Below are 14117 nucleotides of genomic sequence, written 5' to 3'. Positions count from 1 at the left end.
ATAATTTGTCGTCTTTTTTGTTAACTTTACTGATGTTGTTGTAAGGAACGTTGTTGCAAAATTTTGTAAAATTTATTATCCTAAGGTTTCAAGTTCTCACAGGTTTATTGGAGCTATATGTACAATGTGTTTATCAGTGAAAATCCGGAGAAAATGATGGGGGAAAAGTTAATACATTACTTTAGCCAGGGTAAATGCGAAGGCAATGCAGAAATGAAAAATCTGCTGGGAGGAAAGGGGGCAAATTTAGCAGAAATGTGCAATGTTGGCATTCCTGTTCCACCTGGTTTCACAATTTCCACCTCTGCTTGCAAAGTCTATTATCAAGACAATAGATCTTCTGTTATCCAAGTAGCTGACTACTCGGATCCAGAAAAAAATGTGGTCACGCACTGGAATGACATATGTAGTGGAATCAAAAACTACATGGCGATGCTCGAAAATGACATCGGTTGTAAATTTGGGGATTTAAATAATCCCTTATTAGTTTCCATACGCTCTGGTAGTGTTAGTTCAATGCCGGGCATGCTTGATACTATTTTAAATGTTGGTCTAAATGATGAAACCGTTGTTGGGCTTGCAAAAAAAAGTGGCGAACGTTTTGCTTACGATAGCTACTGCCGTTTCATCATGATGTACTCCAATGTTGTACTACAGCTTGATCATCACCTATTTCAAGATGTTGTTGATAATAAGCAGCAAAAGAGTGGAGCAAAAAGCTTAGCTGATCTTGATGTTGATGTTTTAAAAGAAATTGTTAACAATTTCAAAAGGATAGTACATGAAAAAACAGGAAAACATTTTCCGCAGAACGTTGAAGAGCAATTGTTAAACTCAGTTAATGCAGTATTTGCCTCTTGGAAAAATGATAGGGCTGTTTCCTATAGAAGAATACATAATATTCCTGAAAACCTTGGAACAGCGGTCAACGTGCAAGCAATGGTTTTTGGTAATTTAAATGATAATTCTGCAACTGGTGTGATATTTACACGAAATCCTTCAACTGGAGAAAAAAAATACTTTGGTGAATTTCTGATTAATGCTCAGGGTGAGGATGTGGTTTCTGGTGTTTATACTCCTATGCCAATTGACGGAGAGCAAAAAAACACCATGGAGAAGTTGCTGCCAAGTGTCTACCGAGAATTATGTGTGGTATGTGAAAAACTTGAAAGGCATTATAAAGACATGCAGGATATCGAATTTACTGTACAGGACGGTAAATTATGGATTTTGCAGACTAGGTCTGGCAAGCGCACGGCTGAAGCTGCTATTCGCATAATAGTTGATATGGTAAACGAAGGAACGATTACAAAAGAAGAAGGAATATTGAGAATTGATCCAAAAACCTTTGACAATTTATTGCATCCAGTTCTTGACGTTAAGAGTGACCAAAAAGTAATAGGGAAGGGGCTGCCGGCTTCTCCAGGGGTTGCTTCTGGATATGTAGTGTTTAGTGCAAGTGATGCTGAAAAAGCTGCAGAGCAGGGCAAAAAAGTGATTTTAGTAAGGTCAGAAACGAGTCCTGAAGATATTAATGGAATGAATGCTGCAAGTGGCATAGTAACAGCACGGGGAGGGATGACCTCGCATGCTGCTGTTGTAACCCGTGGAATGGGTAAGCCATGCATTTGCAGTGTGAGTGGACTTTATATCGATAAAGATGGAACTTTCTTTTCTGTAGGGGATACAAAAGTAAATAAAGGTGAACCAATTACCATCAACGGAGGAACAGGGGAGGTTATGCTTGGCATTCTCCCTACAATTTCACCTGAATTATCGCAAGAATTCAAAACGGTAATCAACTGGATAGATGAAATCAAAACGGTCAAAGTGAGAGCGAACGCTGATACTCCAAAAGACGCAAAAATTGCAAAAGAATTCGGTGCAGAAGGTATAGGCTTATGTCGCACAGAACATATGTTTTTCGCTAGTGATAGAATCGAATTCATTCAAAAGTTGATAATAGCTGACGATGAAAATGAAAGGGCAAATGCGCTCATTAAACTAGAAGAAATGCAAAAGTCTGATTTCAAAGAAATATTTTCTATTATGGAGGGCAGGGAAGTCACTATACGGTTGCTTGATCCACCTTTGCATGAATTTTTACCCAATGATCAGTCTACTATAGAAAAAATTGCCAAATCACTTAGTAAGTCAGTTGAGTCAGTAAAAAATAAAATAGCACAGTTATCAGAAAAGAACCCAATGCTTGGCCATCGAGGTTGTAGACTTGCTATTTCTCATCCTGAAATATATAGCATGCAGATTAGGGCAATACTTAGTGCTGCAAGTGAATTAAAGAAAGAAAAGAAGATAGAAGTGGAGCCTGAAATCATGATTCCTTTTATCATGAGCGAGAAAGAATTTATTCTGATATGCGAGCTAGCAAAGAAAGAATCCTCTGTTATCTCAGCTGGGATCCAGACGCAGATTCCAGCGTCACGCGCTGGAATGACATCAGACAAGGCTTATTCAATTGGAACGATGATAGAACTACCAAGAGCAGCACTGATTGCTGATAAATTAGCAAAACATGCAGAGTTTTTTAGTTTTGGCACTAATGATTTAACGCAAACAACCATGGGACTTTCAAGAGATGATTCAGTTAATTTCCTTGATTCTTATAAGGAAAGCAACATATTCGAAAACGACCCATTTGAAGTGCTGGACATCGAAGGGGTAGGGGAGTTAATCAAGATAGCCATTGAAAGAGGCAAAAAAACCCGAAAAGAAATAAAACTGGGTATATGTGGAGAGCATGGAGCAGATCCAAAATCTATAGAGTTTCTCATCGAATCAGGGGTAGATTATGTTTCATGCTCACCCTATAGAGTACCGATTGCAAAGTTAGTGGCAGCACAGTTTAGTGTTAGATCTAAATTTGCTAGGTAAGTATAGTGGCAGTGTTGGCTACTCATATGGTTTGAGCCCACCAGAGGGTGTCATTCCAGCGCGTGACGCTGGAATCTAGTTTTTATTATGACCTTCTGGATCCCAGTGTCTGGGCACTGGGATGACATCCTGTTACACGTTCAACTTCATTCTCTCTCATCTCCCTATAACTTGGTAATGTAGAATTTTTTACATGCAACCCGGTAGCTATTGCAACCAAAGCAGCTATAACACCACAAATCACTGCACCAGTTACAAATGGAACCATCACAGCAGCAGTAATGAATAATCCTGTAATAACAACTCCAACAACATCTTTTGTTAATGAGGTGTAAAAATTTTCCTTGCTTTTTTTATATTTAGCTTCTTTTTCATTTGGCACAGAAAATTGAGCATCTACAAAGCCGTTAGCTTTATTATCATTATTTGGTGTGGCAGTTTGCTTAGCCTCTGGTATTACAGGCGTTTTATTTTTGTTATTATGATTTGATTGGCCATTAACATTATCACTATTTGGCGTGGTAGTTTGGTTAGTCTCTGTTACTACAGGTATTTCATTGTCGTGATTGCGATTATCACCATTAGTACTAACTGGAGGCACTGTTGCTACAGGTCTACTACCAATGTTTCCATTACTGCTGCTGGGTTCTGCTCTATTTTCTTCATTAAGCTTACCTCTATTCAAGAACGCATTAACAATTTCAGTTTTACCTACCTGTATGGCCACTTGTAAAGCCTCTTTCCTGTTTGCAGGACTCACGTAACCTAAAATTAGCTCAGCTTCTTGGGCATTATCCTGAGTAATAGCAAGACATAGAGCGTTAAATTTTTCTTCTTCATAAAATTTGCCACTATCCAAAAGTACCTTAACAACGTCAGCTTGTTTTGTTATTGTAGCTATGCCCAATATAGTTCTGGAAGCAGTATCTGTAAGATGGATTACAGCATCTAAATCTGTAAACAATTTTACAACATCTAGAAATATGCCACGATCGCCGGTAATATTGGACTCTCTTACAGCATTTGCAAACGAGTCAAAAATTGCCAGATTTGTTTCTTTCCCTTGTATTAGTTGCTCGTAAAGTACTTCAGCAGTCATACCAGGGTTTATGAAGTTACTAGAATCTACTTCATTACTGTCTGCTCTATTCTCTTCCACATTAGGTGCCTCTTCTTCCTTGTTTATTGCTGCGGTTATTTGCTCTTGTTGAAGGGGTTCACACCCATTTTGGAGGAGAAAATCCTTAACGCGTGGGTTGTTATTTTCGGTTGCATGTTTTAGAAGTAGGTTCCCTAATGAATTGCCTCCTTCACATTCATCTTGAAAATTAACTTCTTTCCTTAACCTCTTTTTTAGTTCTTCCAAACTAGTAACTGTGTTATCACGTCCTGTAATTCTATCTATATCTAGATAGAAATTTCTAACATCATCATCACTATAATCCCACTACTATAATGCTTATATTATATCAACTCCCTAATAATCAGTCAAGACATATTGCAGTTTCAAGCAGCATGATATATCATGATACATATTGAATATAGTTCTTAAAGCAAATGATGGAAGATTTAGCCTATAAATTAGTTAAAGTGACCGAAGCTGCGGCGCTTGCTGCATATAAACTAGCAGGCTTCGGCGATGAAAAAAAGGCTGATCAGGTTGCAGTTGATGCAATGCGTACAGTATTAAATTCAATGGAAATAAATGGTACTATCGTAATTGGTGAAGGTGAGAGAGATGAAGCGCCGATGCTATATATTGGCGAGCAGGTTGGCACTGGAAATGGTCCTGAAATCGACATCGCTGTTGACCCACTTGAGGGCACTACGATTTGTGCTCATTACAAATCAGGGGCAATGTCTGTTCTTGCTGCAACGAAAAAAGGTAATTTTTTACACGCACCTGATGTTTATATGGAAAAAATAGCAGTGGGAAAAAATCTTCCAGAGGGTGTAGTCTCACTAAAAAATAGCATTGAAAAGAATCTAGACAATTTAGCCAAGGCAAAAAAATGCAAAGTGAATGATCTCGTGGTAACTGTACTTAAACGTGAAAGGCATGGTGAATTAATAGAGAAAATCAGGAAATTAGGATCAAAAATTAAACTAATAGATGATGGTGATGTTGCGGCCATAGTTTCACTAGTAAATGGCAATCATGATATGTATATCGGTATAGGAGGAGCACCAGAGGGAGTGCTTGCGGCTGCAGCGCTAAGCTCTATCGACGGACAGATGGAGGGAAGATTAGTACTTGATACGGATCAGTTAAGAGAAAGAGCAAAAAATTTAAATATTGATGACCCAGAAAAAGTCTACGCCGTAAAAGATATGGCAAGAGGTGAATCAGTGTTCATTGCAACTGGAGTAACAAGCGGAGAACTTGTGGATGGAGTTAAATTGAATCATAATACCTATTCAACTAATTCTTTAATAATTCTGCCTAATAGGCTGATAAAGCTGCAAACAATGCAGAACTTATGTTAGCTTTTTTAGTTTCTAATTTTAGCTTTACAACATTTAGCATTAAGATATAATCAAGTTTACTTATAACAATAGAGGTGTGAAATGTTTTCTAGTATTATAAATCTATTTAATGGTTTGTACAAAAATTCGAGTACCAAGGGAAGTGAAGAAAAGTTGACTCTTCTATCTCCTCAAGCAAATCTTCAATTCGATGAGACTCAGGTACAAAGTGTGCTCTCAGATTTTGAGGAATTGGAGTTTAAGGATAATAAGTGTTTTGACAAAATAGCAGACGATTATGAAAAGAAGGGGGAGAGTGACCTTTTTAACTATGTAATATTGAATAAGCGGAAAGAAATAATCGATATATTAGATAGGAATCTTCCTCTCCTCGAAGAACAGGAGGAGTTTAGAAAGAAATATGGTCAATATGTTCTTCAAATTGACAAAGGAATGAGTTATGGAAAAGAACTTCAAGATGGACTTCGGTCTTTTGAAGATAGGGCAGAAAAAGTATTATCAGATTTTGAAAGATTGAATTTTGATTTTAAGGATAATAAGTGTGAAGATTCTTCTGATTCCGTAAATTATAATAACGGTTGGCCGGCAGATCCATTTGACAAGATAGCAAATTATTATCGAGAGGATGATATTTCCCTTTTCAATTATGTGGTATTGAGTAAGCGAAAAGAAATAATGGGTATATTGGATAAGAAGCTTACTTCTAAAGATCAGGAGGAGTTAAAAGAAAATTTTAAAAAGAGGTTGGGTAGATATCTTATTCGAATTGGTGAAGGAATGAGCGATGGACAAGAATTTCTAAAAACTGGTAGTGCAATTGCTTTCTTTGATGGGTGTTATGTGCCATGTCCATATGCAAACCGTCTTCTTAATCATTATGACCATCTTAATATCAACATTACTAAACCTGAACAAAGTTTAGAAACCAGTCGTCTTTTCACTGAAAAAACTAAAAGAATGGAAGAAGAGAAAAGCGAGGTAAAAAGAGCAAAAATATACAGCAATGGTGAAAGAATAGTAACAATTGAGAAGAATGAGAAACAACAGAGGAACTACTCCTTTACAGAATTTGCAATATGTGACATCGAAATTAGTTGGGGTGCAAAAGATGAATCTGGAAAAGACCTTAACTGTACTGTTGTTCTAAATATAAATTTAGGTCAAGTTAGTATTAAAAAATCAACTATTGACGGTAAAGATGTTGAACCAAAGAAAATTTTAGAGTTAGCTAAGCAAAACGAGGCTGTGCTTATAAAAGGTAAAGCTTTACATGAAGTTTTAGCAGCACATTTCATTAAGCAAACACCATGTGAGGAAAAGAAGGATATGCAATCGCACGAGAATATCGTTGTACCTGGTTCCGGTGCACCTCGCTCTATTAATGAGGAAATAACTGTAGAGCATCCGTTCGGGAAAGCGGCAAATAAAGATAATCATAGAGAAATGTGAGTTTACAACAAATGGTGCCATGAAAGTAGCTGATACATAACTGTACGAACGTTTGTTTGCGAAGAAATGTTATAGCAGGTTTTGCCTCAAACACAAAGGTGTCATTCCAGTGCTTGACACTGGAATCCAGCCCTTTTACGCAGTCCCATTAAAAACGTTGTATTTTAACGTAGGATTAGCTACTTTTATACTCACCAATTTAATCTCTAATCAAAATTCCTGGGTCCCAGTGTCTGGGCACTGGGATGACATCCTCCCTAGTGGATTCAAATCACAATATTCGTATAGTAAGCACTGACCACTTTTGCTTCAATATTTGCGATGCCCCTGAACAGATACAATTATTCTATTATCAGGAGGATGCCATTAATCGCTTTATATAATGCTACTTGTAACACTTATGCCCTGAACGGAGACAGTTTAGGCTGTTATGCCTGGCGGCTTTGTTGGAATAAGTTTTTCAACACTGCTAACAATAAAATTGATTGTATCGTCAGCTGCCTTATCGAATTTATCATTTATCTCTTTTCCTATTTCTTGATTTTTAACATATTCGTGTAGAGCTAAAGCAGTTATAGCTGCACATGCTGCAATTAAGCCAGTTTGTGCTATAATGAATAGTGATAATCCTCCTACGAATATAGATGTTAATCCAATAGCCAGGTTTATAATTTTACTTTGTGTTGTTTGTTGCGTCGCTTGGCTTTGATCTGCCTGTTTATCCTCTAAAGCATTCGATATTGTTTTTAAGGCAACTTTTATCGCTATTGCTGCAACTGAAACCATAATTAGCCCTATAGCTATTTTTGCTAAAAGAAGAATCGACGGTAGCATCATTACAAATAATAGCGCGCCAATTCCTCCAGCTAACCACTTCTCATTTATTTTTTTTGATTGATTTGTACCAGTGTTCATTATTACCCTCCACTTTACTTATGATTTACCTATATCTAATACGAAATATGAAGGTAGTCAACTATATATTTTATATGAAAGATTGTATTAAAAGTTTTTCATGTTATTTTTTGCTGCTTCGTGGTTAAATTTGGAATTTTAGAAAGAGTTACGTATTATTTGAAATTCTTGTATACTGTTTTGAATCAGTTAAATAGATAATGAAGTGCAGGACGCAGTTTTAATTTTACAAGATGGCAAGTGCTTTTGGGGAAAATCAGTAGGTAAAAAAGGCAAATGCATAGGTGAGGTCTGTTTTACCACTGGTATGACCGGTTATCAGCATACTATAACTGATCCTTCTTTTGCCGATCAAATTATAACGTTCACTTTTCCTCATATTGGTAACGTTGGAATAAACCATAAGGATAATGAAGGAAAGAAAATTTTTGCAAGTGGTGTGGTTATGCGTGAACTTTCTTCTATGTCCCACCCTTCTTCATATATCAGTTTAAATGATTGGTTAGAGAAAAATAACGTGATTGGGATATCAGGAGTTGATACTAGAGCTTTAACGAGACATTTGAGAGAACATGGATCTCAAAATGGAATGATATGCTCATCGAGTAAGGCGCATGCATTAGACAAATTGAAGGAATACAAACCTGTAAATGGGATAGAAATAACTAATAAGGTTAGTTTAAATAACAGTTTTGAAAATAATAGACTAGCGGAGCACTTTGTCATCCAAGTAGCTGACTACTCGGATCCAGCAAAAAATATATGGATTCCAGTGTCACGCACTGGAATGACATCAGATAGAGCTATTGACCTTAATGCAAAATATAGGATTGTAATCGTTGATTTTGGCGTAAAAATCAGTATAGTTTCACGCTTAATAGAACTTGGTTGTACAGTTGAATTAATCAGACCAAGCACAGGTTTTGCTCAAAAAGTGTTGAGTATGAATCCAGATGGTATAGTGCTTTCAAATGGTCCTGGTGATCCGCAAGAAATAGGAGAAAGTGTAGTTTCAGAAATAGACATTATTATAAAATCTAAAATACCAATTTTTGGCATATGCATGGGCCATCAATTACTTGCGATTACTTTGGGGGCAAAGACCATCAAGATGGATATAGGTCACCGAGGGAGTAACCATCCAGTTTATGATGTAATTAGTGGAAAAGTTGAGATCACTAGCCAAAATCATGGTTTTGTTGTTGATTCAGCTTCTCTTCCAAGTAATGTTGAAATTACTCACATTTCTCTATTTGATAATAGTGTAGAGGGAATAATGATGAAGGATTACCTAGTCTTTTCTGTGCAATATCATCCAGAAGAAGCGCCAGGTACGCATGATTCGCATTATTTGTTTAGGCGTTTTATTGGCAATATTGTGTTATATAAAATGAAATCTGCATGATTTTAATCAGGGTAGGTTTTATTGCTTGATTTTTTAATTTTAGGCGTTTAGTATTAAATACAATAAGAGCTTAAGTTAAGATGCTAAAATAGTATTCTCTTAACAAATTTTTGCGGAGGAGTGACCGAGTGGTTAAAGGTAACAGACTGTAAATCTGTCCGCGTGAGCGTACGTAGGTTCGAATCCTACCTCCTCCATTGTGCGGGTATAGCTCAATGGTAGAGCTCTAGCCTTCCAAGCTAGTGACGTGGGTTCGATTCCCACTATCCGCTCTTTTTTTTGTTGTATTTTTATAAAATCAACATATTATTTATTGATGTATTTGTATTTTAGGTAGAAAAGTTTAAATTATGACAGCAATAGTGGAAGCATTTGGAAAGCCGCATGTAAATGTGGGAACAATAGGACATGTGGATCATGGGAAGACGACGTTAACAGCGGCGATAACGAAGCATTATGGAAATTTTGTAGCGTACGATCAGATAGATAAAGCGCCAGAAGAAAGGAAGAGGGGGATAACGATAGCAACAGCGCATGTTGAGTATCAGACGGAAAAAAGGCATTATGCACACGTTGATTGTCCTGGACACGCTGACTATGTAAAGAACATGATAGTAGGTGCAGCACAGATGGATGCGGCGATATTGGTAGTGTCGGGGGTTGATGGGCCAATGCCACAAACGAGAGAGCATATATTGCTGGCGAAGCAGGTAGGTGTTGGATATATCGTGGTGTATATAAATAAAGCTGATGTTGCTGATGCTGATATGATAGATTTAGTAGAAATGGAAGTGAGGGAATTACTGAGTAAATACGGATTTCCAGGGGATGAAGTGCCTGTGGTGGTTGGTTCAGCGCTCAAGGCGCTGGAGGATGACAGCAGCGAATATGGAAAGAAATCAATAGACAAATTGATGGAAAAGTTAGATGAATATGTAGCGGTTCCACCAAGGCCTGTGGATTTACCATTTTTATTGCCAATCGAAGATGTATTTTCGATATCGGGGCGAGGAACAGTGGTAACAGGAAGAATAGAGAAGGGAGAGATAAAGACGGGAGAAGAGATAGAGATAATAGGTCTGAAAGCGACGCAAAAGACGATATGCACAGGTGTTGAGATGTTTAAGAAGTTGCTGGATAAGGGAAGTGCAGGACTCAATGTAGGAATATTGTTAAGAGGAACAAAAAGAGAAGAAGTGGAGAGAGGGCAAGTATTAGCGAAACCGGGGACGATAACACCGCATAGAAAGTTTAAGGCGGAGGTTTATATATTAAAGAAAGAGGAAGGAGGAAGGCATACACCATTTTTTGCGAATTACCAGCCACAGTTTTATTTAAGGACAACGGATGTAACTGGGAGCATAAAATTGCTAGATGGGAAGGAGATGGTAATGCCAGGAGATAATGTGAGTGTAGAAGTAGAATTGCAAGTACCGATAGCAATGGATAAGGGATTGCGTTTTGCGATAAGAGAAGGCGGTAGAACTGTTGGTTCTGGTGTTGTTTCTGAAATTTTGGAGTGAGTGTAGTAACTAAGATGAAGCAAGATATATATATTAACATTAAGGCTTTCGATTGTTCTTTATTGGAGGAGTGTGTTCGAAAATTTGTTGATGAATTAAAGCGGTCCAGTGCAAAATTATCTGGTCCGATTGCGTTGCCAAGGAAAGATTCTAAATTTATTGTTAATAGATCTCCTCACGTTGATAAAAAATCTCGTGAACAGTTTGAAATGAGAACTTCTAGGCGTTTGATTGTTTTACATGATCTTACTCCTACTATGATGCAGATGCTTACAGGTTTATCTTTTTCTGCTGGCGTAGAAGTGGATTTAAAAGTCAAGGAAGTTAAGGTTTAGGAGAAGGAAATGAAGAGAATAAATTCGCTGAGGAGAATTGGTTTACTAATGATGAATATTGGTCATACTGCTATGTATTCTGACAATAGTCGCATGGCTGTAACTTTATTGCATCTCAGCGAAACTCATATTATTGATATAAAAGGACAAGATAAATGTGGCTATAATTCAGTCATTTTAGGCACAGGAGATTTTAAAAATATAGCAAAACCTCAGTTGGAATATTTAAAGAAAAAGGGTATAAATAATAAATGTAAGTTATACGAAAGTAGATTAAATGACCTGTCGGGAATAGAATGTGGTAAAAAAGTGGGAATCAATCATTTTGTGGTTGGTCAATATCTTGATATTACGGGTTATTCTATAGGTAAAGGATTTGCTGGTGTGATGAAGCGGCATAATTTCAGTGGGCTTAGGGCATCTCATGGTGTTTCTATTGCTCACAGATCACAAGGTTCCACTGGCCAATGTCAGGATCCTGGTAGAGTATTCAAAGGAAAGAAAATGGCTGGTCATTTAGGTAACAGCAGGATAACTGCACAAAATATGAAGATATTATCCATTGATCATGAAAATAGTATAATTGCTGTGAAGGGTAATAATGTTCCTGGGTTTAAAAATTCCTATGTTTTTGTAAGAGATGCAGTTAAAAAATCTTTACATAAAGATGTTCCTTTTCCGGTAGGTTTACTGTTAGATGTAAATGATGATGCTAGTAATTTGGTAAGTTAGTTATGGAATGTAATTTAGTTAATCTATCTAATGATAATGTAGGTACTGCTCAGCTCAATCCTTTGATATTTTCTGCTAAGCAAAAATTGAGTATTTTGCATGATATAGTGAGATGGCAATTAGCGAAGAGAAGAGCTGGTACTCATAAAACAAAAGGTATTAGTGATGTCTCTGGTACAACAGCTAAACCTTATGGTCAAAAACGTACCGGTAGGGCAAGACAAGGGAGCTTGCGATCTCCTCAATTTAGAGGTGGTGGGATTATTTTCGGCCCTGTTGTGAGGAGTCATACTTATTCTCTTAATAAGAAGGTACGCAAATTTGGTTTAAAAATTGCTTTATCTCTAAAGTATTTAAATAATCAAGTAATTATTCTGGATAATTTAAATATTGATGTGAAGAAAACGTCTGAAATGTGTAAATGTATTAAAAATTTTAAATTTTCTTCCTTTTTGATAGTTGGTGATTATGGAGATGATTTGTTGCGTGCGGCTAAAAACTTGCACTATGTAGACTTAATCAAACCTATTGGGTTAAATGTTTTTGATATATTGAATCACGAATGCGTGATGTTGACAAAGGATACTTTAAAGCATCTTGAAGGTAGATTGTTATGATCAAATATAATAATATAATAAAATCTCCTATAATTACAGAAAAGGCCTCTTTTTTGAGGGAGAAGTTTAATAAATATTCTTTGTATGTTTTTGTAAATGTAAATAAGCGTCAAATAAAGTTGGCAATAGAGTCTCTATTTGATGTTAAAATTTCTTCTATAAATGTTGTTAGAATTAAGCCTAAATATAGGCGTTTTAGGGGTGTGGTTGGTTGTGAAAAACAGAAAAAGAAAGTTTATTTTTCTTTGATGGATGGTCAAAAATTAGATATAATGAGCGTTTAGTATGGGTATGAAATTTTTTAATCCTGTTACTCCGTCTTCTCGTGGGACTGTGTTAGTAAGTAAAGTTGGTTTATCAAAAGATGAGCCAGAAAAGTCTCTTACATCCGGTAAAAAGTCCAGTGGTGGAAGAAATAATCATGGTAGAATTACAACTCGTCATAGGGGTGGTGGTCACAAAAAGAAGTATAGAGTGATAGATTTTAAGCGTAATAGAAGTGGTCAAGGTATAGTTGAAAAAATAGAGTATGACCCAAATAGAAGTGGGTTTTTGGCGTTAATATCATATAAGGAAGATGATATTAAGTCTTATATATTAGCTCCTCAAGGTATGAAGCCAGGTGATGTTGTTACAGCTGGGAATGATGCTGATATTTTGCCAGGGAATTGTTTACTACTCAAGCATATACCTGTTGGTTCTTTCGTTCATAATGTTGAGCTGAAGCCAGGTAATGGTGCTGCGATTGCTAGAGCTGCTGGTTGTTATGCACAAATCGTTGGTCGTGATGGCCAATATGTTTTATTACGACTCAGGTCTGGTCAAATTAGGTTGATTTTATCTTCTTGCAAGGCTACTATTGGTGTAGTATCTAACCCTGACCATAAGAATAGAAAGTTGGGTAAAGCTGGGAGAAGTAGGTGGCTTGGGATTAGACCTACTGTACGTGGAGTTGCAATGAATCCAGTTGACCATCCTCATGGAGGCGGGGAAGGAAAAACCTCTGGTGGTCGTCATCCTGTTACTCCTTGGGGTGTTGCAACAAAAGGAAAGAAAACTCGAAGGAGAAATAAATCTAGTGATAAGTATATAAAACAATTGAAAGGTTAGTTTATGAGTAGATCTGCATGGAAGCCTCCTTTTTGTCATCCTTCTATATTAAAGTCGGTGAATAATGCTTTAAACAAGGGGTTTGTTAACATGGCTATAAAAGTTCATTCCAGGGCTTCTGTAATTCTTCCTAATTGTTTAGGTTTAAAGTTTGCTGTTTATAATGGTAAGGATTACATTCCTGTGAATGTTAATGATCAGAATATGATAGGTCATAAGTTTGGTGAGTTTTCACCCACTCGTAAATTTACTGGGCATAGTGGTGATAAAAAGGCGACAAGAAGGTAATTGATATGAAAAACAGAGATGTAATAGTTAAAGCTGGTTCTAGGGTTTTAAAATCAACTCCTCGTAAATTGAATTTGGTTGCTGGTTTAGTACGTAATAAAAAAGTTTCTTTTGCCACTGTGCAATTAAGATTTTGTGAAAAGAAAGCTGCAGGTCTTATAAGGAAGGTATTAAATTCTGCGATTGCTAATGCTCAAAATTATGGATTGGATATCGATAATTTATATATAAAAGAAATTTTAATAGGTAAGTCTCTTACTTTGCGTAGGGTATGTCCAAAAGCTATGGGTAGAGCTAATAGAGTTAGTAAACGTTATAGTAATATAACTGTAAAATTGGGGGAAATTATATGATTCATAAAAAT

The 14117-nt window shown here is 36.6% G+C and carries 14 protein-coding genes and 2 tRNA genes; 14 read left to right on the top strand and 2 right to left on the bottom strand.

Annotation, left to right across the window (positions count from 1 at the left end):
* Positions 1 to 156: 156 nt before the first annotated feature.
* Positions 157 to 2892 (top strand): pyruvate, phosphate dikinase, encoded by a 2736-nt coding sequence (gene ppdK, locus AAGD76_RS02515; protein ID WP_341820557.1) that lies wholly within the window; start codon positions 157 to 159, stop codon positions 2890 to 2892.
* 85 nt (positions 2893 to 2977) lie between these two features.
* On the opposite strand, the gene AAGD76_RS02510 is transcribed toward ppdK, so the two are convergent.
* Entirely contained in the window at positions 2978 to 4258 is a 1281-nt protein-coding gene (locus tag AAGD76_RS02510; protein ID WP_341820319.1) for an ankyrin repeat domain-containing protein, read from the bottom strand.
* A 194-nt stretch (positions 4259 to 4452) separates the two neighbouring features.
* Here AAGD76_RS02510 and glpX point away from each other — a divergent pair, with 194 nt between their 5' ends.
* Entirely contained in the window at positions 4453 to 5379 is a 927-nt protein-coding gene (gene glpX, locus AAGD76_RS02505) for a class II fructose-bisphosphatase (protein ID WP_264374058.1), read from the top strand.
* Between the two features lie 81 nt (positions 5380 to 5460).
* A complete protein-coding gene (locus AAGD76_RS02500) occupies positions 5461 to 6828 on the top strand; it encodes a hypothetical protein (RefSeq protein WP_341820318.1) in 1368 nt (455 codons plus the stop codon).
* A 420-nt stretch (positions 6829 to 7248) separates the two neighbouring features.
* Here AAGD76_RS02500 and AAGD76_RS02495 read toward each other — a convergent pair whose 3' ends face one another.
* Positions 7249 to 7743 (bottom strand): hypothetical protein, encoded by a 495-nt coding sequence (locus tag AAGD76_RS02495; protein WP_341820317.1) that lies wholly within the window; start codon positions 7741 to 7743, stop codon positions 7249 to 7251.
* A gap of 205 nt (positions 7744 to 7948) precedes the next feature.
* Between AAGD76_RS02495 and carA the strand changes: the two genes are divergently transcribed.
* The 11 genes from carA to rplV all read left to right on the top strand — a co-directional run bounded on the left by carA (position 7949) and on the right by rplV (position 14106).
* Positions 7949 to 9148 carry a glutamine-hydrolyzing carbamoyl-phosphate synthase small subunit gene (carA, locus tag AAGD76_RS02490; RefSeq protein WP_264373989.1) on the top strand — a complete coding sequence of 400 codons (1200 nt, stop codon included), beginning with the start codon at positions 7949 to 7951 and terminating at the stop codon, positions 9146 to 9148.
* Positions 9149 to 9262: 114 nt separating this feature from the next.
* Positions 9263 to 9345 (top strand) — tRNA-Tyr (locus AAGD76_RS02485).
* A 4-nt stretch (positions 9346 to 9349) separates the two neighbouring features.
* Positions 9350 to 9420: transfer RNA gene (locus tag AAGD76_RS02480), tRNA-Gly, on the top strand.
* A 78-nt stretch (positions 9421 to 9498) separates the two neighbouring features.
* On the top strand, positions 9499 to 10671 hold the full coding sequence (gene tuf, locus AAGD76_RS02475) for an elongation factor Tu (protein ID WP_010962759.1): 1173 nt from the start codon (positions 9499 to 9501) through the stop codon (positions 10669 to 10671).
* 14 nt (positions 10672 to 10685) lie between these two features.
* Complete coding sequence (rpsJ, locus tag AAGD76_RS02470; protein WP_012673184.1) at positions 10686 to 11006, top strand: 30S ribosomal protein S10; 321 nt, start codon at positions 10686 to 10688, stop codon at positions 11004 to 11006.
* 9 nt (positions 11007 to 11015) lie between these two features.
* Positions 11016 to 11738 (top strand): 50S ribosomal protein L3, encoded by a 723-nt coding sequence (rplC, locus tag AAGD76_RS02465; protein ID WP_010962757.1) that lies wholly within the window; start codon positions 11016 to 11018, stop codon positions 11736 to 11738.
* A 2-nt stretch (positions 11739 to 11740) separates the two neighbouring features.
* Positions 11741 to 12355, top strand: coding sequence for a 50S ribosomal protein L4 (gene rplD / locus AAGD76_RS02460; protein WP_012673183.1), 615 nt, complete (start codon positions 11741 to 11743; stop codon positions 12353 to 12355).
* Positions 12352 to 12639, top strand: coding sequence for a 50S ribosomal protein L23 (locus AAGD76_RS02455; RefSeq protein ID WP_209473095.1), 288 nt, complete (start codon positions 12352 to 12354; stop codon positions 12637 to 12639). The genes rplD and AAGD76_RS02455 overlap by 4 nt, the downstream gene beginning before the upstream one ends.
* 1 nt (position 12640) lies before the next feature.
* Positions 12641 to 13465, top strand: a complete 825-nt coding sequence (rplB, locus tag AAGD76_RS02450) for a 50S ribosomal protein L2 (RefSeq protein ID WP_015589143.1) — start codon at positions 12641 to 12643, stop codon at positions 13463 to 13465.
* Positions 13466 to 13468: 3 nt separating this feature from the next.
* The gene (gene rpsS, locus AAGD76_RS02445) at positions 13469 to 13753 is read left to right on the top strand and encodes a 30S ribosomal protein S19 (RefSeq protein ID WP_006279181.1); all 285 of its coding nucleotides are present in this window, start codon (positions 13469 to 13471) and stop codon (positions 13751 to 13753) included.
* 5 nt (positions 13754 to 13758) lie between these two features.
* Positions 13759 to 14106: a 50S ribosomal protein L22 gene (gene rplV, locus AAGD76_RS02440; RefSeq protein WP_007549821.1), complete on the top strand. Its 348-nt coding sequence runs from the start codon at positions 13759 to 13761 to the stop codon at positions 14104 to 14106.
* Positions 14107 to 14117: the final 11 nt, after the last annotated feature.

This window comes from Wolbachia endosymbiont (group A) of Cydia strobilella, assembly GCF_964026745.1.
Lineage (GTDB): Bacteria > Pseudomonadota > Alphaproteobacteria > Rickettsiales > Anaplasmataceae > Wolbachia > Wolbachia pipientis.
Note: the sequence above shows the minus strand (reverse complement) of the source record. Positions and strands in the feature narration are given on the sequence as shown.